23 protein-coding genes are annotated in these 22,215 nt (G+C 29.4%); 20 read left to right on the top strand and 3 right to left on the bottom strand.

Annotated features, from left to right (window positions below; genetic code table 11):
- The first annotated feature begins 59 nt into the window (after nucleotides 1–59).
- Nucleotides 60–1,907 (top strand): FAD-dependent oxidoreductase, encoded by a 1,848-nt coding sequence (locus H8S20_RS05255; protein ID WP_186859459.1) that lies wholly within the window; start codon nucleotides 60–62, stop codon nucleotides 1,905–1,907.
- 294 nt (nucleotides 1,908–2,201) lie between these two features.
- On the opposite strand, the gene H8S20_RS05250 is transcribed toward H8S20_RS05255, so the two are convergent.
- Nucleotides 2,202–4,007, bottom strand: coding sequence for a flavocytochrome c (locus H8S20_RS05250; RefSeq protein WP_186859458.1), 1,806 nt, complete (start codon nucleotides 4,005–4,007; stop codon nucleotides 2,202–2,204).
- A gap of 159 nt (nucleotides 4,008–4,166) precedes the next feature.
- Here H8S20_RS05250 and H8S20_RS20655 point away from each other — a divergent pair, with 159 nt between their 5' ends.
- The 3 genes from H8S20_RS20655 to rpsU all read left to right on the top strand — a co-directional run bounded on the left by H8S20_RS20655 (nucleotide 4,167) and on the right by rpsU (nucleotide 5,090).
- The gene (locus tag H8S20_RS20655; protein WP_279288161.1) at nucleotides 4,167–4,298 is read left to right on the top strand and encodes a hypothetical protein; all 132 of its coding nucleotides are present in this window, start codon (nucleotides 4,167–4,169) and stop codon (nucleotides 4,296–4,298) included.
- Between the two features lie 18 nt (nucleotides 4,299–4,316).
- Nucleotides 4,317–4,784, top strand: coding sequence for a peptidoglycan recognition protein family protein (locus H8S20_RS05245; protein WP_186859457.1), 468 nt, complete (start codon nucleotides 4,317–4,319; stop codon nucleotides 4,782–4,784).
- Nucleotides 4,785–4,886: 102 nt separating this feature from the next.
- Nucleotides 4,887–5,090: a 30S ribosomal protein S21 gene (gene rpsU / locus H8S20_RS05240; RefSeq protein ID WP_207725254.1), complete on the top strand. Its 204-nt coding sequence runs from the start codon at nucleotides 4,887–4,889 to the stop codon at nucleotides 5,088–5,090.
- 150 nt (nucleotides 5,091–5,240) lie between these two features.
- Here rpsU and H8S20_RS05235 read toward each other — a convergent pair whose 3' ends face one another.
- Nucleotides 5,241–6,122 (bottom strand): DUF1002 domain-containing protein, encoded by an 882-nt coding sequence (locus tag H8S20_RS05235; protein WP_032117771.1) that lies wholly within the window; start codon nucleotides 6,120–6,122, stop codon nucleotides 5,241–5,243.
- A 144-nt stretch (nucleotides 6,123–6,266) separates the two neighbouring features.
- On the opposite strand from H8S20_RS05235, the gene proC reads away from it, so the two are divergent.
- From proC to H8S20_RS05165, 14 genes are all read left to right on the top strand, one after another.
- The gene (gene proC, locus H8S20_RS05230) at nucleotides 6,267–7,073 is read left to right on the top strand and encodes a pyrroline-5-carboxylate reductase (RefSeq protein ID WP_186859456.1); all 807 of its coding nucleotides are present in this window, start codon (nucleotides 6,267–6,269) and stop codon (nucleotides 7,071–7,073) included.
- A 196-nt stretch (nucleotides 7,074–7,269) separates the two neighbouring features.
- Complete coding sequence (locus tag H8S20_RS05225; RefSeq protein WP_186859455.1) at nucleotides 7,270–8,187, top strand: patatin-like phospholipase family protein; 918 nt, start codon at nucleotides 7,270–7,272, stop codon at nucleotides 8,185–8,187.
- A gap of 59 nt (nucleotides 8,188–8,246) precedes the next feature.
- Nucleotides 8,247–8,876 carry a histidine phosphatase family protein gene (locus H8S20_RS05220; RefSeq protein ID WP_186859454.1) on the top strand — a complete coding sequence of 210 codons (630 nt, stop codon included), beginning with the start codon at nucleotides 8,247–8,249 and terminating at the stop codon, nucleotides 8,874–8,876.
- A gap of 174 nt (nucleotides 8,877–9,050) precedes the next feature.
- A complete protein-coding gene (pepV, locus tag H8S20_RS05215) occupies nucleotides 9,051–10,454 on the top strand; it encodes a dipeptidase PepV (protein WP_186859453.1) in 1,404 nt (467 codons plus the stop codon).
- Between the two features lie 41 nt (nucleotides 10,455–10,495).
- Nucleotides 10,496–10,873: a PH domain-containing protein gene (locus tag H8S20_RS05210; protein WP_032117776.1), complete on the top strand. Its 378-nt coding sequence runs from the start codon at nucleotides 10,496–10,498 to the stop codon at nucleotides 10,871–10,873.
- An 18-nt stretch (nucleotides 10,874–10,891) separates the two neighbouring features.
- Nucleotides 10,892–11,140 (top strand): hypothetical protein, encoded by a 249-nt coding sequence (locus H8S20_RS05205; RefSeq protein ID WP_186859452.1) that lies wholly within the window; start codon nucleotides 10,892–10,894, stop codon nucleotides 11,138–11,140.
- 162 nt (nucleotides 11,141–11,302) lie between these two features.
- The gene (locus tag H8S20_RS05200) at nucleotides 11,303–12,184 is read left to right on the top strand and encodes a methylenetetrahydrofolate reductase (protein ID WP_186859451.1); all 882 of its coding nucleotides are present in this window, start codon (nucleotides 11,303–11,305) and stop codon (nucleotides 12,182–12,184) included.
- A 19-nt stretch (nucleotides 12,185–12,203) separates the two neighbouring features.
- Nucleotides 12,204–12,659, top strand: a complete 456-nt coding sequence (locus H8S20_RS05195) for an S-ribosylhomocysteine lyase (RefSeq protein ID WP_186859450.1) — start codon at nucleotides 12,204–12,206, stop codon at nucleotides 12,657–12,659.
- Nucleotides 12,649–13,323 carry a vitamin B12 dependent-methionine synthase activation domain-containing protein gene (locus H8S20_RS05190; RefSeq protein WP_186859449.1) on the top strand — a complete coding sequence of 225 codons (675 nt, stop codon included), beginning with the start codon at nucleotides 12,649–12,651 and terminating at the stop codon, nucleotides 13,321–13,323. The genes H8S20_RS05195 and H8S20_RS05190 overlap by 11 nt, the downstream gene beginning before the upstream one ends.
- Nucleotides 13,313–15,697, top strand: a complete 2,385-nt coding sequence (locus tag H8S20_RS05185) for a homocysteine S-methyltransferase family protein (protein ID WP_186859448.1) — start codon at nucleotides 13,313–13,315, stop codon at nucleotides 15,695–15,697. The genes H8S20_RS05190 and H8S20_RS05185 overlap by 11 nt, the downstream gene beginning before the upstream one ends.
- On the top strand, nucleotides 15,694–16,806 hold the full coding sequence (locus H8S20_RS05180) for an endonuclease/exonuclease/phosphatase family protein (protein ID WP_032117781.1): 1,113 nt from the start codon (nucleotides 15,694–15,696) through the stop codon (nucleotides 16,804–16,806). Before H8S20_RS05185 ends, H8S20_RS05180 begins: the two co-directional genes overlap by 4 nt.
- Before the next feature lie 151 nt (nucleotides 16,807–16,957).
- Nucleotides 16,958–17,440: a hypothetical protein gene (locus H8S20_RS05175; protein ID WP_032117782.1), complete on the top strand. Its 483-nt coding sequence runs from the start codon at nucleotides 16,958–16,960 to the stop codon at nucleotides 17,438–17,440.
- Between the two features lie 4 nt (nucleotides 17,441–17,444).
- On the top strand, nucleotides 17,445–17,876 hold the full coding sequence (locus H8S20_RS05170) for a hypothetical protein (protein ID WP_032117783.1): 432 nt from the start codon (nucleotides 17,445–17,447) through the stop codon (nucleotides 17,874–17,876).
- A gap of 91 nt (nucleotides 17,877–17,967) precedes the next feature.
- Nucleotides 17,968–19,221, top strand: coding sequence for a hypothetical protein (locus tag H8S20_RS05165; RefSeq protein ID WP_032117784.1), 1,254 nt, complete (start codon nucleotides 17,968–17,970; stop codon nucleotides 19,219–19,221).
- A 123-nt stretch (nucleotides 19,222–19,344) separates the two neighbouring features.
- Here H8S20_RS05165 and H8S20_RS05160 read toward each other — a convergent pair whose 3' ends face one another.
- Complete coding sequence (locus H8S20_RS05160; RefSeq protein WP_032117785.1) at nucleotides 19,345–20,079, bottom strand: 3'-5' exonuclease; 735 nt, start codon at nucleotides 20,077–20,079, stop codon at nucleotides 19,345–19,347.
- 323 nt (nucleotides 20,080–20,402) lie between these two features.
- On the opposite strand from H8S20_RS05160, the gene H8S20_RS05155 reads away from it, so the two are divergent.
- Together H8S20_RS05155 and H8S20_RS05150 are read left to right on the top strand one after the other, a co-directional pair.
- A complete protein-coding gene (locus tag H8S20_RS05155; RefSeq protein WP_032117786.1) occupies nucleotides 20,403–21,287 on the top strand; it encodes a potassium channel family protein in 885 nt (294 codons plus the stop codon).
- 115 nt (nucleotides 21,288–21,402) lie between these two features.
- Nucleotides 21,403–22,149: a DeoR/GlpR family DNA-binding transcription regulator gene (locus tag H8S20_RS05150; protein ID WP_032117787.1), complete on the top strand. Its 747-nt coding sequence runs from the start codon at nucleotides 21,403–21,405 to the stop codon at nucleotides 22,147–22,149.
- Nucleotides 22,150–22,215: the final 66 nt, after the last annotated feature.

Here is a 22,215-nt window from a genome sequence, read left to right as displayed (position 1 = left end):
AGAAACAATATATAATAAAGGAGAAGTTGTTAATAATTAAACAATTAGGGGGATTAAAAATGAAAAAAAGACTATTGGCGTTAATTATGTCATCAATCGTCATGGTGTCTGCGTTAACAGGTTGCGGAAAGCAACAAGATGCAGGTTCATCAGAAGGGGTATTACCTACAGGAACATTTGAAGGTATCGGTAACAGTTTTGGAGGGGAGTTGAAAGTAAGTGTAAAACTTGCTGATGGAAAAATTGAAGAAATTACAATTTTGGAACATAAAGATACTCCTGGTGTATCAGATCCAGCAATGAAGGATATTCCAGTAGCCATTATTGAAGCGCAAAGTACTGATGTAGAAGTAGCTTCGGGAGCATCTATGTCATCTAAAGGTATAATGGAGGCTGTTCAAAATGCTTTAGATAATGCAAATGGTGTTGTTAAAGAAGAAGTAACTTTATTAGAAGAACCAGATGTATTAATAGTTGGTGGTGGAATGGCTGGTATGGTATCTGCTATAACTGCTGCTGAAAATGGTGCAAAAGTAATAATATTTGAAAAGACTGGTAAGTTAGGTGGTACTTTTGGTGGAAGTACTTTATCAGGAACTAATACTAAGATGCAAGAGGAAAATGGAATCACAGATGATTCTCCAGAAAAGTTCTTCCAAGATTTTATACGTTTAAATGAAGGATATAAGGAAATATATCCTGAGGCAGAATATACTTGGAATGAGGATCTAGGAAGGTATTATGCTGAACATTCTGGAGAGGCAGTTGACTGGTTAGATGAGTTAGGCGCTGATATGAAAGATAGAACTCCTAGTCAACCAACTTTATATGAACCATTAAGCGTTCCAAGAGTATATGTTGGAGATAGGGCTTCTTATGAAGAAGTAGTTACTAAGGAATTACAAAAACATATAGATGCAGGTAATGTATCAGTGGCTTTAAATACAAAAGGTGAAGAATTACTTATGAATGGTAAGGAAGTTGTTGGAGTTAAGGTTACTAAGGCTGATGGAACAGAAGCTGAATTTAAAGCTGATTCTACAATACTTGCAACTGGTGGATATGGCCATTCAGAAGAATTAGTTAAGAAATATAATTTTCAAAACTTCACAACTACTTGTCCTGAATTCGTTACAGGTGATGGACATATAATGGCTGAGAAAGCTGGTGCAGTACTTAAAAACATGGACTTTTTAACTGCTTATTCAGGTGGGTTAAAGAATGAGGAAAATGGATTAAAAAAAGTTGATTCAATTAGAGTTAAAGATTTCCCATATATAATATTTGTTAATGAAAATGGTGAAAGATTTATTGATGAATTAGGAAACGAAGATGGATCAGATTATGATAAAATATCATCTTCATGGAAGAAAGCTAAAGACAATAAAGTTTATATAATGTTAGATCAAGCTATGGTCGATAGCTTAAAGGCAGAAGGTAAATCTATTATTTCTGGAGATAAGGATTGGAGTAAATTTGCTGCTCAATTAGAAAAAGGTGAAGTATTATTTACAGGTTCAACTATTGAAGATGTAGCAGAAAAAGCTGGAATAAATGGAGCAAATCTTGCTACAACAATTGAAAGATATAATGGGTTTGCAAGAAATGGTATAGATGAAGATTTTGGTAGAACAAGACTTATGACAGAGTTCACTGGTGGAACTTACTATGTTTTTGAAACTACTCCGTATTTAATGATTACAGCTGGTGGGCCAGATATGAATGATAAAGGTGAAGTTTTAAATGCAGATGGAGAAGCTATTCCAGGATTATACCAAGCTGGTGAAATCATTGGTATGGCAAATGCGTTTGGAAGAACTACAATTGGTGGTATTGGTAATACAGGTAATGTAGTTTGGGGTAAATTAGCAGGTAGCAGTGCAGCAGAATATGCTAAAAGTAAATAGTCAAATTAAATAAAATTAGAATATAAATAAGTTTTCCCTAAAATTATATTTATAAATAGAGGACTGTAAGTTTCATAGAAATATGCTTACAGTCCTTAAGCTTTATTATACTAATAGTAGTTAATACTATTTTATGAAATTAGTATTAGTGAAGTATATATTTGAATTATAAAATTTATAAAGTACATATTGTAGCTATACATTGAGAATTTAAATTTAGGATAATAAAAAGGCATAAGATTGTATAATACAAATCTTATGCCTTCTAGTAAATATAATTAATTGAAAGGATTACTATTTAGCGTCTTTTATTGCTTCTGCAACAGCTGTTTTTATAGCTTCACTTGTAAGTGTAGCACCTGAAACAGATTCGACATCAGTACTTTGAGTTTTTATAATTTCATTAGAAACGCCTGCTTCTGCACCTTCAAATATACCAGGTGTTTCTTTGTGGTCTTTAAGTTCAATTTTAACTATGTTACCACCTTCAACTGTAACTTCAACAGTTACATCTCCACCATTACCTTTACCAGTGCCAGTGTAAACACCATCTTTATATCCGCCATCAACTTCTGGTTTAGCAGTTTCAGTTTCTTTTTCTACTTTAATAGTAGCTTCTGTATTTCCACCGTTATCAACAACATATTTAGCAGCATTTTCACCAGCTATACGTCCAAATACAACGATATCTGTAACAGCGTTACCACCAAGTCTGTTTGCACCATGAACTCCACCAGTTACTTCACCAGCAGCAAATAATCCAGGTATAGATGATCCATCTTCTTTTAATACTTCTGTATTTGTATTTATCTTAACTCCACCCATAGTATGATGTACAGCAGGAGCACATAATCCAGCATAATATTTAGCTGTAGTTAAAGGTTCTTCCATTGATTCTCTTCCGAATTCAGCATCGTTTCCAGCTGCTTGATATCCAGCATAAGTATCCATAGTTGCTTTTAATGCAGTAGCATCAACTCCGATTTGCTCAGCTAAACCTTCTATAGTGTCTGCTTCGTAAATTATACCAGCAGATATATATTTTTCTATAGCGCTTAACCCATCTCTAACCTTTTGGTCAAATACTATGTAAGATTCTTTATCAGTTTGAGCTAATATTGCTTCAGAAACAACATCACGAGTAAGTAGTTCATTTACAAATCTTTTACCTTCTTTGTTAACTAAGATAGCACCATTACCTCTAACAGCTTCAGTATACATAGTTTGAGTTTCAGGATGAACTGTTGGGTGAGTTTGAATTTGTTCAATATCAACTAATTGAGCACCTAATTCTTTAGCCATAGCTATACCATCACCAGTTGCACCAGCATGGTTAGTAGTTCCAAATCCAGTTAAAGCAGGATTATATTCAACTACCATTTCAGCATTTCCAGCGAAACCACCAGTAGCTAAAACTACAGCTTTACAATCTATTGTAAATTCACCATCTTTATTACTAGCTTTAACACCAGCTATTTTACCATCTTCAACGATGATTTGATCAGCTTTTGTTTCAAGTAGTACAGGAATATTTAGCTTGTCCATATTTTCGTTGAACATTTTTACAAGCATTGGACCTACAGCAGAACCACCTGTTGGCTTATGGATACGCTTAACGCTTGCTCCACCAAACATACCAACTTCTGAAAGGTCTCCACCATTTTCAGTAACCCACTTTACTCCATCAGCAGATTTTTCTGCTAATACCTTAACTAGTTCGGGATCATTAAGGTTTTTTCCACCTTTCATAGTATCTTCGATCATTAATTCAACTGAATCTTCGATACCTTCAGTAGCTTGTAACTCTGTAGCAGCAGCATTCATACCACCAGTAGTTCTTATCGTGTTACCACCAGTTTGAGGCATTTTTTCTAGAATTACTACATTAGTAGCTCCATTTTGCACTGCTTGCATTGCAGCTGCCATACCAGCACCACCGGCACCGATAACAACTATATCAGCTGATTTGTTTTCTACTACAGTTGTTTGATTTCCGTTTTGAGTATCATTACCTTCTGCAGAATTAGAAGTACAACCAGCAAATAGAGTAGCACTTACTAATGTAGCTAAAGCTAATGACATAACTTTTAGTTTTTTCATAATTTCCCCCTAAAGATACTAATAAATTAATTTATGCAACATTTTACGCAATATTATTGTTAAAAAACATGCAAACATATAATATCATATAGAAAATATTTTGTACAGAGAGAATGTTAAAAAAGATACAAAATAATCATAAAGAGAGTGAGTTTATTTATGGCTCAATTAAATTATAATAATGATATAGCCTTAGACACAGACACTACTGTAGTTTCCGGTAATAGTTCTGCTCAAATAAATATAGTTAGCAAAGCAAAACTATTTAAAGCAAAATATACGCATCAATAATTGGTAAAGAGGAATGTTGTGAAAGGGGGAGAAAATATAGAAATTAAAAAAGCACTTATAAGAATAAGTGAGAGTTTAGATGATTTAATTGAGCCACAGTATATAATAATACATCATACTGAAGAAATAGGATGGAATGTATATGATACTAATGACTATCATATTTCATTAGGGTGGGAAGGAATAGGATATAATTATTTTATTGAAGAAGATGGAACAGTTTTTGAGGGTAGAGGAATGAAAATTGGAGCTCATACAAGAGGTATGAATAAAATATCAATTGGGATTTGTTTAAGTGGAAACTTTGACATAGGATTTCCTAGGCAAGAACAATTAATTTCTTTAAAAAAACTGTGTACTTTTTTTATGAAAAAATATAATATATCTATAAAGAGAGTTATTGGCCATAGAGAGGTTGAAAATTCTAAGAAAAGTTGTCCTGGAACAAACTTCGATATGGAACAATTTAGAAAAAGCTTAATATAAAACACAATATTTACATTACTTGGAGCACTACATAGTATTGACAAAAAACACATAAGTAATATATAATATACAGTGTTTTGGTAAAGCCGTAGAAATCGATATATGTTACTACGGAGGGAGGGAAAAATTGTGTCAGAAGTTAGATTAAGAGATAACGAATCATTAGAGCAAGCTTTAAGAAGATTTAAAAGAAAATGCGCTAATGCTGGTGTTTTAGCTGAAGCTAAAAAAAGAGAACACTATGAAAAACCAAGTGTTAAGAGAAAGAAGAAATCTGAAGCTGCAAGAAAAAGAAAATTCAAGTAGTATTCATGATGAAATGTATATTAATTAATGAATATATTGCAAGATTATAAGCCTTTTTAGTTTTTACTAAGAGGGCTTCTTTCCTTTAAAGACTAAATTATAGTGAAAAATCCCAGGCTTAAAGTAAATCTTTAAGTACTGGGATTTTTCTTATTGAGAATTTGTCCATTTATCTATGAAATTTTTTAGCCAGTTCCAAAGTCTTTCTAATATACCAGATTCTTTTATTTCATTACCTAGTGACTTTAGATCTTCTAATAATTTAGAGCTATTTTGTTTTATGGAATCTTTAATAGCATCATAATCTATATCTAGGTCATTAATTTTATTCATTAATAAAACTATTTTTTCTTTTGTTACGTCATTAATTGTTATATCTAGATTAGAAGATACGTCACTTACAATTTCATTTATTTCATCAGTAGTTTTAGGAGCTTCTTTGATTACTCTAGCTTTAACTTCATTTATTAATGCAGTAGCTTCTACACTTCCGATAGAATCAGCTATATCTAAAGTTACTTCTACTTCTTCTTGAGCGACTTGCTTACCTTCAGGCTTTAGTTCTATTCCTATTATTCTTTCTGCACCTTCAAATATTCCTGCTAAAGCTGACTCACCTGTTACTGGAAATGGTGCAGAAGCTATTATATCAGCATCTGTTATTCCAGATGTAATTAAGGCATTTGCAAGCATACCATCTGTAACTAGTGTTAAATTATTAGATTTTACATTGATGCCTGTACCACTTTCGTTGATTTTAACGTAAGCGCTTGAATACCAGCCTCCTGTAAAATCAGAATAACCTAATTGTCTTGAAGCAACAGTATTATCAACATATACTGCATCTATATTATCAGGGGCATTAAAATACTCTCTTAGAGATTCTTCTTGAGTATGATTTAAATCAGCACCGAAACATAGGATCTCACCTTCTTGTATATCTGGCTTTCTAGCAAATGCAGGCATGGAAAAGCTAAAAGATAACAAAATGAGTAAAGTAAGAGCTACTTTTCTTAAAAACTTGTTTTTCATAAAATACCTCCATAGGTTATTAATACTATTATACACAATATAAGTATTTTATGAAGAAGGAAATTGAGATATAATATAAAAATATGATATAGAGAAATTATAGTAATTCAAAATATTAAAAAGTATAAGATAGGAGAAAAGAGTATGAATAAAATAATAGGCTTTATTGGAGCAGGAAATATGGGGCAAGCTATAGTAGGAGGAATAGTTAAAGCTGGATTAGTACCTTCTGAAAATATAATTATGTCAGATTTATATGAACCAAGCTTAGAAAGAGCAAAGAATAATTATAATATAGATGTTACAACTGATAATAAACTAGTTGCTAGAAAGTCAGATATATTAATATTAGCAGTTAAACCTAATTTATATTCAATAGTAATAAATGAGATAAAGGATTTAGTTAAAGAAGACGTTGTTATTGTTACTATTGCAGCTGGAAAATCAATTGATAGTACAGAAAAATCTTTTGGAAAAGAATTAAAGGTAATTAGAACAATGCCTAACACGCCAGCTTTGGTTGGAGAAGGGATGACTGCAGTATGTCCAAATAAACTTATAACAGATGAAGATATAAGCGAAGTATCAAGCTTACTTAGCAGTTTTAGTAAAGTTGAAGTGGTAAGTGAAAGTTTAATAGATGCAGTTACTTCAGTAAGTGGATCATCACCAGCATATGTATATATGTTTATTGAAGCTATGGCAGATGCAGCTGTATTACAAGGTATGCCAAGAGATAAAGCTTATAAATTTGCTGCACAAACTGTATTAGGTTCAGCTAAGATGGTATTAGAAACAGGAATGCATCCAGGTGCTTTAAAGGATATGGTATGTTCTCCAGGGGGAACTACTATAGAAGCAGTATCAGAACTTGAAGCTAAAGGATTTAGAAGTGCAGTAATATCAGCTATGAATAAATGTTATGAAAAGTCTAAAGAAATGTCTAAATAAAAATTATTAGAATTATAAAAGCATGAGTTTTAAAGTTAACTCTTGCTTTTTATTTTTTATTGATTAAATACAAATTATTAATACTATATTAAGAAAAGCTATTACTGTAGCCACGTAAAATTTTATAATATATAATAATAGTGTAAAAAATTGTGATTTAAATTGTTTAAATAAATTTTAATTAGGAAGGTAAAGTATGAAAATAGGATTAGTATTAGCAGGTGGTGGCGGAAAGGGAGCATATGAGCTTGGAGTTTGGAAAGCCTTAAAAGAATTAGGCATAAGTGAACATATATCTGTTTTTTCTGGAACATCAATAGGTGCGTTTAATGCAGTTTTGTTTGCTATGGATGACATGGATAAGGCAGATAAGTTATGGGATGAAGTGACTATGGATAAGCTAGTTCCTATAAGTAAAAATGAATTAATTAAAAGAGGGATAGGGCTTTATATAGGCGGGAAAAATCTTCAATTAGCTAAGAAGTTTCTGAATGATAAATTAGATCATGGTGCTATTACTAATGAAGGTGCTGTAGATATAATTAACAAATACCTTGATTGTAATAAAATAAAGGAAAAGAATAAAGTTTGTTATGCAGCATGTACAAAGTTGCCTAATTATACAGTCCAATATTTTAGGATAAATGATTATGATAATGAAACTGCTAAGAAGATGATTTTAGCTTCAGCATCATTACCGCTTATTTATGATAGTACCGAGGTTTTTGGAGAGAAATATATTGATGGAGGGATAGTTGATAATACTCCTATTCAACCTGTATATGGAGAAAATTGTGATGTTATTATAGTTGTATTGCTTTCAAAAGAGACTATTATAGATAGGTCGCTTTACCCAAATTCAAAGCTTATTATAATAGCGCCAGAAAATCTTATAGAAAATACAATTACAGGTACTTTAAATCTAGATTCAGAAGCAAAAGCAAGAAGAATAATAGAAGGATATAATGATACAATGAATAAACTTGAGCCAGTAATTGATATATTTAAGTTTATAAACCAAGAAAATGATAAGAAAGAAAATCCGTTACTATATAAGCTATTCAATTGGTTAAAGGATTTTAGTAATAAAATAAAAAAGGCATTTAAGAGATAGGTGAAGTTTATAATAGATTTACTTTAAAGCATTAAAATTATAAAAGGAGATAAGAACGAATGAAAACAATAATATATTTAACTAGACATGGTCAGACAGAATGGAATCTTGAAAGAAGATTGCAGGGGAGAGGGAACTCACCTTTAACAGAAGCAGGTATAGAAAGAGCTAAAGAGTTAAGGGAAAGAATTAAAGATATAGATATTGATTTTATATATTCAAGTCCTATAGAAAGAGCTTTAGATACTGCCAATATAATTAAAGGGGAAAAAAATATTGAAGTAATAACTGATGAAGGGTTAATGGAAATGTGCTTTGGTGACTATGAAGGTAGAAAAACAGATGAAGTTATGGCGGAAAATCCTTCTTGGAATATTGATCTTATAATGCATGGTGATGTTGAATTATGTGCACCAAATGGTGAGGATTTAGCTAGTGTTAGAGCTAGAGTTGCTGAAACTATGGATAGAATAATAGAAGAAAATAGAGGAAAGGCTATTTTAATAGTAACTCATGGAATAACTTTAAAAGCTTTAATGTATTATTTTAAAGACCAAGAGGTAAATAATGAAGTTATGGGGCAAGCTACATTAACTAAAATAAGTGTAGATGAAAATAATGCTTTTGATATAGAATTTAAAAATGATGATAGTCATTTTACGGTAAAAGGTCAAAAATTAGGTTGGTAGATTTTTTATTATCAAGGTATTTAAGAAAAGTATAAGCAAGTTGTTAAAGAATTTTTAGATAATGTTGGTTAATAAATATAAAGGTCTGTTAAATAAATAAGTTTAACAGACCTTTAATTATGATATAATTTACTAAATAATATAATTTTTAAAAGTATAAAAGGAGTGGAGAGAATGTATAGAAAACAAATAGAAGAATACTTTAACTTACATAAGGATGAAATGTTAGAGGATATATGTAAAGTCATAAGAATAAAAAGTGATAGACAGGAACCAAAAGAAAATATGCCTTTTGGAGAAGGTGTAGTAAAAGTTTTAGAGGAATCTTTGAATATTGCTAAAAATATGGGATTTAAGACAACTAATTATGATAATTATGTGGGAACTGTAGATTTTAATGATAAGGAAAAGGCTTTAGATATATTAGCGCATTTAGATGTAGTTCCTGCTGGAGACGAATGGACAGTAACTAATCCTTATGAGCCTGTTATAAAGGATGGAAAGTTATATGGTAGAGGATCAGCAGATGATAAGGGACCTGCAATAGTGGCGTTATATGCTTTAAAGGCAGTTAAAGATTTAAATATTCCATTAAGCAAAAATGTTAGACTTATATTAGGAACTGATGAAGAGTGTGGAAGCGGAGATATTAAGCATTATTATAAAATAGAAAAAGAAGCTCCTATGACATTTTCACCAGATGCAGATTTCCCAGTTATTAATGTTGAAAAAGGTGGATTAAAAGGTTTATTTAACGCAAAATTTAATGAAGATAATAAACTTCCTAGAATAATTTCAGTGAATTCAGGAGTGAAAATTAATGTAATTCCTGATAAAGCAACTGCAGTAATTCAAGGTTTTAGTAAAGATGAAGTAGAAAGATACTGTGATAAAACTACTGAATTAACTAAAGTAAAATTTACTGTAACAGAAGATGCTGGGAACTGTGTAATTAATGCAAAAGGTGTAGGAGGACATGCTGCTCATCCTACAGGAGGAAATAATGCATTAACAGCTATAATTCATTTATTAGCATCTATGCCATTTGCTAAAAGTGAAGGATTTGATAGAATATGTGCTATAAATAAGTTATTACCTCATGGGGATTATTATGGTGAAGCTCTTGGAGTAAAGATGTCTGATAAGGTATCAGGAGAGTTAACTTTATCATTTAATATATTTGAGTATAATACTACAGGGTTAAAAGGAACATTTGACTGCAGAGCACCACTATGTGCCAATGATGAAAACTTAAGAGATGTTGTTTATAAAAACTTAAATGAAAATGGAATTGAATTAGAACCATGCAATGTGTCAGATGGTCATTACGTTGATGAAAACTCTGATTTTATCCAAACTTTATTAAGATGCTATGAAATGTATAGTGGTAAAAAAGGCGAGTGTATAGCTATTGGAGGAGGTACTTATGTACATCGTCTAAAAAATGGAGTAGCTTTTGGGTGCACAATGCCTGGAACTGATAATAATATGCATGGCAATGATGAATTTGCAGTAGTAGATGAATTATTATTAAGTGCTAAAATATTTACACAGGCTATAATAGAATTATGTAAATAATAATATAGTATAATAAGTTTAGAATATAGGAGTGATATAAAATGGGTTTATTTAATGGAATTATAGGAAATGCATCAGAAGTTGATATAAATAAAGTTAGTCAAGAGTATGATAAGCTATTAGGACCAAGTGAAAGAATAGAAAAAGCATATAAACTAATTAGAGATATGCTTATATTCACTAATAAGAGATTAATAATTGTTGATAAGCAAGGTGTAACAGGCAAGAAAACTGAATATCGTTCAGTACCATATAGAGCTATTACTAACTTCTCAGTAGAAACAGCAGGTCATTTTGATTTAGATGCAGAACTTAAGATTTATATTTCAGGAATGAGCATGCCAATAGAAAAGACATTCAGCAGTGGATGTAATATATATGAGGTGCAAGCTATACTTGCAGAATATTGTAGTAGATAAGTAATAGGAGATATGGTTATGTGGATAAGGGTACAAGATGAAAAGATATTAGTAGACCCTAAAATAATTCAAGTTACAAAGGGAATACTGAAAAAGTCTAAATATACTATTGTGGGTAAAGTTACTAATAGTACTGAGGAGATGGCAGTAAATTTAGGCGCATATGATAGTGAGGAGATTGCTCAAAGGGTATTTGAAGAAATTGAGCAAGCAATTCTTAGTGATAAAAAGATGTATGTAATGCCAGAATCAAATATAATATATTAATTAAAATATAGAGTGTAGTTATAGCTTAGGTTGTAGCTACACTTTTTTATTTTAAGAGTATTAGTATATAAATTTTTTAAAAAATGTTATTATATTATTAGAAAAATATTCAATTTAATACATAAAAAGTATTTGATTTTTAGAGAGAAATGGGGGCTATAGATGAATATTAGAGATATTTTTGATCAAAAGAAGCTAGTATTTTCCTTTGAGGTATTTCCACCTAAAAATACCTCACCAATAAAAAATATATATAAGGCTTTAAATGAATTAGTGAAATTAGAACCAGACTTTATAAGTGTTACCTATGGGGCAGGAGGAAGCACTGTAAATAATAAGACCACAGAGATATCATCACTCATAAAAAATATTTATGGGATTGAGTCATTGGCACATTTAACTTGTATTTCATCAACTAGAGAGCAAATAAGCGATATAACTGAAAGATTAAGACTTGAGGATGTTGAAAATATATTAGCTCTTAGAGGTGATGATAATGGTACAAGTTGTGGAGATTTTAAGTATGCGAATGAATTAATAAGTTATGTTAAAGGGAACAAAAATTTTAATATAATAGCTGCATGTTATCCAGAGGGACATATTGAAAATAGAGATGTTAAATTGGAAATTGATAATATAGAAAGAAAAATTGAATGTGGTGTAACTAGCTTCATTTCGCAGTTGTTTTTAGATAATAATACTTATTATGAATTTTTAGAAGAGGTATATAAAAGAAATATTAAAACTAAGATACAAGCAGGAATAATGCCTGTTATAAATGCGAAACAAATGAAGAGAATAACAGAGCTATGTGGAGCGACTATACCTTTAAAGTTTAAAAAGATAATGGAGATGTACGAAAATAATCCTGAGGCATTAACACAGGCAGGTATAGCATATGCAACAGATCAGATAATAGATTTATCATCCAGTAGAGTAGATGGTATTCATCTGTACACTATGAATAATCCATATGTTGCTAAGAATATAAGTAAGAATATAGGGAAAATAATAAATTCAATAAATGAGGTTCAAAATGTATAGTTAAAAAGGAGATTGTGAGATGGAAAAAGTAGAAAGTTTTGAATTAGATCACAGAAAGGTAAAGGCACCTTATATAAGAAAATGTTGTGTATTAGATGGAGAGAAAGGTGATAAAGTAAGTAAGTTTGATATTAGATTTCTTCAACCTAATAAAGAAGCTTTTGGGACAGCAGCTATGCATGGGTTAGAGCATTTATTAGCACATACTTTAAGAGATAAGTTAGAAGGTGTAATAGACTTATCACCAATGGGTTGTAGAACCGGTTTTTATTTAACTATTTGGGGAGATAGAAACTGTAATGACATAAAGGAAGCAGTAGAGTATTCATTAAATAAAGTTTTAGAAGCAACAGAAGTTCCGGCAAAAAATGAAGTGCAATGTGGTAATTATAGAGATTTATCATTATTTGGAGCACAAGAATATGCTAAGGAAGCATTAGAAAAAGGATTTTCACTTAATATTTATGGAGAATAACTTAAAAATTGATATAAATGAGGTATTGAGATATCTAGGATATAGAGGTCAAGAAGTAACAAAGGAACTTATAAAAGATGTTGAAGAAACTATTAAAGAAGGCAAAGCATTATTTAAGCCTAAGTATGTTTATAGAGAATTTAATATAGTAAAAGAGAATCATGAAATATTATTACTGGGAACTAACTTAATTTTAAAAGGTAAAGACATATATAATTTATTAAAAAGTAGTGATAAATGTATAGTTATGGCGGCCACTATTGGAAGTGATATAGAAAGAAAAGTTAAGCTTTATAGCAAATATAATTTGACTAAAGCATTAATATTAGATTCTTGTGCCACAACAGCTATTGAAGAAGTATGTGATAATTTACAAGAAAGTATAAGTAAAGAAATACTTAAAGGTGAAGAAAAATTCACCTTTAGGTATAGTCCAGGATACGGAGATTTAGCTTTAGATATACAAAAAGAAATTGTATCTATACTAGATTGTGAGAGAAAAATAGGGCTTAAGGTTTCAAGTGATATGGTTCTATTTCCTAGGAAATCTGTAACAGCAATAATAGGGATAACTAATAAAGAGCGAAGCAAAGATAAATGCAAGGATTGTAATAACTTTGAAAGATGTAGCTATAGAAAAGGGGATAAGAGGTGTGGATGTTAGAGAGTTAATAAAAGAAAGAGTGGTTATATTTGATGGAGCTATGGGAACTATGCTTCAAAAAAGAGGATTAAAGCTAGGAGAAAATCCAGAAATAATTAATTTCACAAATGAAGAGATAGTAATTGATATACATAAAGAATACATAAAAGCTGGAGCAGATATCATAACTACAAATACCTTTGGGGCTAATGAAGTTAAATTAAAAAGCACACCATATTCAGTAGAAACAGTTATAACAAAAGCAGTAACCTTAGCTAAGAAGGCAAGCTTTGGGGAAGATGTATTAGTAGCTTTAGATATAGGGCCAATAGGAGAACTTATAGAACCAATGGGAACATTATCTTTTGATAATGCAGTAAAGATATTTAAAGGGATAGTAAAGATTGGAGAAAAAGCTGGAGTAGATTTGATTTTAATAGAAACTATGACGGATCTCTATGAAATGAAAGCTGCAATATTGGCTTGCAAAGAAGAGACATCATTACCGATATTTGCAACTATGACATTTGAGGAAGATGGAAGAACTTTTACAGGCTGTTTACCAGAGAGTATGGCGATAACTTTAGAAGCTCTAGGAGTGGATGCGCTTGGAGTAAATTGCTCTTTAGGACCAAAAGAACTTTTGCCAATTGTAAAAAGAGTAGTTTCAAACACTAATATTCCAGTAATGGTACAACCTAATGCGGGGTTACCTAAGATTATTGATGATGAAACTATATATGATATTACTGCTTTAGAGTTTAGGGAGAGAGTAGAGGAATTTATAAAGTCAGGGGTGTCTATTGTAGGAGGATGCTGTGGAACAACACCAGAATTTATAGAAGAATTATCTAAATTTAAGAACTTAGAGATATTAGACAGAAAAAATATTATTAAGTCTGTACTAACAACACCTTCTAAAGTTGTGGAAGTAAATGAAGTAAGGGTTGTTGGGGAAAGAATAAATCCTACAGGAAAGAAGTTATTTAAAGAAGCTCTTAAGAAAAATGATTTAGATTATATAATAAGACAAGCTATAGAACAAGTTGAAGCAGGGGCGGAGCTTTTAGATGTTAATGTTGGATTACCTGAAATAAATGAAGAAGAAGCTATTGTTAAGATAATTAAAGAAATCCAATCTATTTTAGATATACCCCTTCAGATAGATTCTAATGATCCAAAGGTTATAGAGAAAGCTTTAAGATATTATAATGGTAAACCTATAGTTAATTCTGTAAATGGCGATGATAATATTTTAGATAGCATTTTACCTATAGTTAAGAAGTATGGGGCTGCTGTAGTAGGACTAACTTTAGATAGTAATGGAATACCTAACAAAGCTATAGATAGATTTAAGATAGCAGAAAAGATAGTAAATAGAGCTTTAGAGTATGGAATAAAAAGTGAGGATATATATATAGACCCATTAACACTTACTGTATCTGCACAACAAGAAGAGGTAGTAGAAACATTAAAAGCTCTAAAAATGATAAAAGAAAAGTTAGGTGTTAAAACAGTATTAGGTGTATCTAACATATCCTTTGGAATGCCTATGAGAGAAATGATAAATGAGACATTTTTAGTAATGGCTATGGAAGCTGGACTAGATTTACCAATAATAAATCCTAATAAAGAAAGCATGATGGGAGCTATTAGAGCCTTTAAGGTGTTAAAGAATTTTGACAAAAATGGAGCGTCATATATAGAGGCATATGGAAAAAATAAAAATATAGTAGAAAGTAAAGTAGAAAATATAGATATTGAAAGTTTAGAGAGTTGTATTATAAAAGGATTAAAATCTTCTACAAGAAATATTACAATAAAGCTTTTAGAAGCAAAAAAAGAATTAGATATAGTTAATGAAGATTTAATACCAGCTTTAGATAAGGTTGGGAAAAAGTATGAAAGCGGTGAGATTTTCTTACCGCAGTTAATTCAAGCTGCTGAAACTGTAAAAGTAGCCTTTGATATTATAAAAGAAAGACTCGTATTAAATGATAAAGAAAGTTCTGTAGGGAAAGGTAAGATTATTTTGGCTACAGTTCAGGGTGATATTCATGATATAGGAAAGAACATAGTTAAGGTTATACTAGAGAATTATGGTTATGACATAATTGATTTAGGTAAAGACGTAAGAGTAGAAAAGGTAGTAGAAGAGGCTTTAAAAAATGATGTTAAGTTAGTTGGGCTTAGCGCTCTTATGACGACAACAATAAAATCTATGAAAAAGACTATACGAGAATTAAAAAATAATGGATTTAAAGGATATGTTATGGTTGGAGGAGCTGTTGTAACCGAAGAGTATGCTCAAAAAATAGGAGCTGATTATTATGCAAAAGATGCTAATGATTCTGTAAAGATAGCTAAAGAAGTTTTTAATAGGGGGATAATATGAGGAACCAAAATTATTTAAAAAAGGCTTTAAAACTAATAGGAATTATACTTATAGCTATGGTTGCAATAGTTGGTTCCTATGTTGCATATATGAGTATTCAATACTATAGAATTGAAGATAATGTGCTAGTAGAAGCTGAGAATAATTCTGATATGATTCTTACAGCCAAAGAAGAGCATTCAGTAATAACATATAATATTGGATTTGGAGCATATAATCATGAGTTTTCCTTCTTTATGGATAGTGGAGTTATGAAAGATGGGACAAATGTTAAAGGTAGTGATTCTAAGGCTGAAAGTAAAGAAGTTGTAATTGAAAATACTAATAATTCAATAAAGTTTGTAGATGAACTAGATGCTGATTTCTATCTATTTCAAGAAGTAGATACTAAATCTACTCGTAGTCATAACGTAAATCAATATGAAATGCTAAAAGAGTTAGGATCAGAATATTCTTTAAGCTTTGCCAATAATTTTCATTCGGCTTTTTTAATGTATCCATTAACAGATCCTCATGGATCAGTTAATGCAGGGTTAACTACTATGAGTAAGTATAAAATAAATGAATCTATAAGAAGGCAATATCCTGTTAGTGATGATTTTATTACTAAATTTACAGATTTAGATAGATGTTTTTTATTATCTAGAATTCCTGTGGATAATGGTAAAGAATTAGTTTTGATAAATACTCATATGTCAGCTTATGACGAAGGTGGACTTATAAGAAAACAACAATTAAAACTTTTAAATGAGGTTTTAAAAGAAGAGTACGACAAGGGGAATTATGTTATTGTTGGAGGAGATTTTAATCATGATATAGCTGGTACTAAAGAGGTGTTTAATAGTAATCAAAATGTACCAGAATGGGTATTTGAACTAGATGATAGTGATTTAACGGCAGGGTATACATTTGCTATAGCAGATAATTCTAGAGAAGTTGCTACTTGTAGAAGTACTGATATGCCATATATAGAAGGAGAAAATTATATGGCAAGTTTAGATGGATTTATAGTTTCTGATAATATTAAAGATTTCATAGTTGAGAATATGGACACAAATTTTATATCATCTGACCATAACCCAGTATCTTTATATTTTATATTAGAATAATAATAATAATAAACGTGAATAATGTTATAAAAAAGCTTAGCTATAAAATGCTAAGCTTTTTTGTTTTTAACTTGTTTATAAATAATTAAGTAATATCTATATAGTCTTTCTCAAATACTATGATTAATGAAGCGATTAGGAGGCTAAATTTATGGATAAAGAACATGGTGTAAATATTTTTAGGACATATAAATTAGACTATATAGGCAAGTATCATTTTTATGAAAAAGATGAATTAATTAAATTTAGAAATGATGGTCAGTACATAATGGATAATTTAGATAAGAGTAATAGATTTGATTATGATGGAGCATCATATACCTTTACGAAGTTTGGAAATATATCTGAGGGTAAAACAGAAAAAGGTGTGGAGATAACTATCAATAAAGACGATTATAATGTGAAAATTAATAATGAAATAGTACATTTAGATTTAATATATAAGATGGATATAAAAGAACTAGAAGACCATTTTAGGATAACAACTAGAATAAGCGAAAAAGGTGAGGATATATCATGTCTTTTATATATAAACTTAAACGATGGTAAAGATTTCATTAATGCATTAAATAAAGTTAAAGAAAATCAAATAAAACTATCAAAAGCTAAAGTAGAAAAAGAAGGCGAGAATTAGTATTATGAAAGCTATAGAAGAGGTAAACATATTACAACTTATGAAAGATATAAAGAATATGATTTCCAATAGAGTATTTAAAAGGGATAGTAATAATTACGAAATTAAGCTATTTAAAGAAGAAAAAAATATAGATATACAACCAATAATGAACTTATTAAATGTTATGGTTAAAGATGATTATTTAATAACAGAAATATATTTTGAAAGTGAAGCTGATTTTGAAAGATGTTGTGGTATTAGCTATAACAATAGAATTAATGAAATAATACATAGTGTTAGGATAGATGAAGTTAAATTTGCAAATGAAGATAGATATAGTGGAACTTTAATTTATCATGAAGCATATAACGGTAAATTAAGATTTGAGTTAGATTGTATTAAATATTTAAGTAGATTTCAAAAGGAACGATTATGGGATGATAGAAACCAATAATAATTACAAGAGTAAATTGAAATATTAGGTAATTAATCTAAAAATCGTATATAATATACTTATTAGAGTTTAATGATGGGGTATTATATATATGGATGAAAAATACAAAATGATAAGTTTACATTATAGAAATTTATGGTGGAGCTTAAGCAGTGACTTTAATATAGATATGGATACATATAGTGAAGGTGAAAAGAAGAAAAAAGAAAAAGAGTTCAATACGCTTATTGATAGAATAATTAAGTATATTGAATCTTTTCCAGAGGACATAAGCAAAAGGAAAATATGGAGAGATAAAGGTAATAAGTATATAGATAAGATAATTTCTACAGATGGAATGTTTAAATTGGGAATTATAGACAAGGATATGAAAGATAAATTTATTAAAGCTACTAAAGAATTTATATCATCTTCTAAGAAATTTGATAAAAACCTGAGCTATGAAGATATTGGTCAGGCTATGAGAAATTTATGGATAGTAAATATGTTACAACAAGCTTTTGGAGAAGAGATAAAATTTACTAATGCCATATTTGGATACAGTATGCTTTATCCTTATACTGATAATTATTTAGATAGTATAGAGGTTAATAAAGATAAGAAAATAGAATTTAATAATAGATTTACTAAAAGATTAGGTGGAGAAAAGATAATAGCTAATAATTATCATGAAGAACAAGTCTACAGATTAGTGCAATTAATAGAAGATGACTTTGACAGAGAAAATTATCCAGAAGTTTATAGAAGCTTGAAATTAATCCATAGTGCCCAGATTAATAGTTTAAGGCAGCAAGAATATAATAGTATACCTTACGAAAAAGATATTTTAGGTATTTCTATTGAAAAAGGTGGCGCATCTGTAATTGCTGATGGAAATCTTATTAGGGGAGAAATGACTAAAAATGAAGAAATGTTTTCATGTGGATATGGTTTTCTACTACAGTTAGGCGACGATTTGCAAGATATAAAAGATGACTTAAAAAATGATCATATCACAATTATGTCTCAATTAGCAGGGAAATATTATTTAGATGCAATTGTAAATAAGTTAATTAATTTAACTATAAAAGTAGTTGATGATGCAGAATGTTTTGTATGCAAAAACACTAAGGAACTTAAAGAACTAATAAAAAACAACTGCATCTATATGATTCTATTTGCAATTATAGATAATAAAGAATACTTTACCCAGGAATATCTAGAAAATATTAAAAATTATCTACCATTTACAATTGAATTTTGCGAAGGGTTAAAGGCGGATATAAGTAAAAAATTTAAGAATTTAAAAAAAGAGTATCATGGAGTAGAGATAGAAGAGATTATTATGTACTTTTGTGAACTATGATAAATATTTAATAATAAATAATAAAAAAGCATTTTGAGATTATAAATCTCAAAGTGCTTTTTTATGTTAGTTATTACATTGAAGAATATTAGAAAAGGAATAGCTTTTTTACAAAATATAATTTTATTTATTGAATTGATTAGTTTTACCCATCATGTATGCAAGTTTAATCATATCTTTCTCTTCATCTGTAACACTTCTATTATACATTTTTTCAAATTGACTTATTAAAGCCAAAGTATCTATATTTGTTTTTTGAGGTTTATCTCTTTTATTTTCTGTATAAATATATAATTGAGGTTTGATTTTTTTGTTATATACCTTTTTAAATACTTCTGTTGTATAGTAAGCATCATTAAAGGCATCATGAAACTCAGAGTCAATGGATATTTCTAAATATTCAATAGCGGTCTTTAGACCTATTTTTTTGCCTTTTGAATATTTTAAAGCTTTAGATAAATAGCACTGAATATCTATATATTTTTTAGGAATAACATCAGAAGATAATTTATGGTAATGAGCATTTTTAATTAATTCTTTAATGTCATTAACTCCCCATAGCACTAAAGTAGATTCAGAATCATCAATGAAATCAATAAAGTCTTCATAGACATCTGTAAAAACTTTAGATGTATTTATTTGTTCATAAGTTATGTTAGTTAGATCTTCTACATAAGGATGAAGCATTCTATGAACAGTTGGTTTAACAAAGGAGTTAAAGGTTGAAACTGTATTAAGGTTATTGTCTAATTTTAAAGCTCCTATTTGAATTATTTCAAACATAAGCTCTGGTTTTTGGTCACTTTTTATATCAGGATGTTGTTGGTTAAATTCTAAGTCGAATATTATATAATTCATTTTTCCACCTACATGAAGTTATATTGTTAAATTTATTTATTACTTTACATTAATTATACTGTAATATTATTAGTTTTACACTGAACTATAGGAATATTACTTTATAATACTTCCATAATTGCATTAATAAGCTATGTAACATATTACATTAAATGAAAAAGAAAATAAAGAGGTAGTTTCTAAAGGAATGACAATTGATATTTGGTATAGTATAATTGCTCTATAATTATTTGTAGAAAAGAGAAGAAAATGGAATAACTCTAATGTGGATTACAGTGTAATTAAGAAATTTCCTTGAAGATGGTTTTAAGTTAGGAGGAGTAATGGGTAAACTATTTATAATAATTTCAACACTTTTACTCTTATCAGTAATTGGAGCTAGAAATGCAAAAAATAATAAGAGAATTTTTACTGTACTAAACAATCTAATAAAAGAAGTAAATGTTACGTATAAACAGCTGTTTAAGGAAAAGTCTAAATTGAGAAGAAGTGTTCAGGGAACACTGATAATAGCAGCAGAGATATTTATTGCAATATCAATTTCTACAAGTGTAATTAGATATATAGATACTTATGCAGTAGATGCTTTAGATTTACTGATTAAAATAGTGATTATAATAATGTCTTTGATAGTAATACATTATTCTATGGGATATGTATTACTAATTACTGTTAGAATACATAAGTTTATATATGGAGTTGAAAATAAGAATGTTAAGGTAGATTTGTTATTAAGTTATTTTATTATAAGTACGTATTTTACTGCTTTGTTATTATCGCCAGAAGAATTTGAAAGTATGTATGTTTTAGGATTAATAGGAGTTACAGTTTCTTATATATTAAATATGAAGGTGCTTATACAGTTAATAAGAAATCCTCACAACATAAAGACTAAGCATGAAGAATCAACTTCTTATAGTAGAATTATAGTTGCAGCTATACTTATGGTTGGATTGATAGTTTTAAATTTATTCTTAGGGGTATGTTTTATAAATGGGGCAGAAACTGGAGCTTTTAGCAATTCACCAAATGCATTTGATTTATTTTATTATACTATAATAACATTCACCACTATAGGTTATGGTGATATAACCCCATTATCTATAGGAGCCAAGGTTATAAGTATAGTTATTTCTGTTACTAGTGTAATATGTTTAACTATATTCCTAAGTACAATTTTGTCATATAAAGATAGCAATGAAAATTAAAAAAGCAATATATATTAGCACTTGTTAAATTTGTTGACATAAAAATTAACAAGTGTTAATATTTGTTCATATAATGAATAGTTTAGAAAAATATAATGGTATATAGGTGATTGATGTGGTACTTATAGATAGATGGATAGAAATATTAGAATATTTAAAGGTTAAAAAATTTGCTACAGTTGAAGAGATGATGGAGAAATTTAAAATTTCTAGATCAACTTTAAGACGTGACTTAATTGCAATGGAAGAGCGAGGATATATTAAGAGAACACGTGGTGGAGCAGAGTTAGTAGAACAGATAAAAGATAATATTGAATGGGTAAATTTAGCAGAAATATTTAAAAATAATAAGGATGATAAAATTAAAATTGCTAAAAAAGCCTCAGAATTCATCAAGGATAATGATGTAATATTTATAGATTCTGGATCTACTTGTTATTATATGATAGATTATATAAATGCAAAGAATATAACAGTTGTAACTAATGGAATACTACATATCCAAAAACTTATGGCAAAAGGTATTAACACTTATATTTTAGGTGGATATGCAAAGCCAGAGCAAAACTTGATTATAGGTGAGGATATAGTAAGTAAGATAAAGGTTATGAACTTTGATTTAGCATTTTTAGGTACAATGGGTATTGATTCTAAAAGTGGATTTACTACAGAATTACTTAATGATGGAGAGGTTAAAAGAGCTGTAATTAACTCTGCTGATAGATGCTTTATTCTTGCAGATAAAACTAAGTTTAATATGCGAAGGTTTTATACTTATGGAGAATTTTCGGAAGCTATTGTGATTACAGATTCTGAGGTTAACTTTAAAGATGAAAAATTGAATATTATATATTGTGATTAATTATAATTTATCTTATATAGTTTATATAAAATGAAAATCAGAAGAGTGAAATTAATATAATATGGT

Source organism: Clostridium hominis (genome assembly GCF_014287825.1).
Taxonomy (GTDB): Bacteria; Bacillota; Clostridia; order Clostridiales; family Clostridiaceae; genus Clostridium; species Clostridium hominis.
The sequence above is the reverse complement of the archived record's forward strand: the minus strand, read 5'-3'. Positions and strand labels throughout refer to the sequence as shown.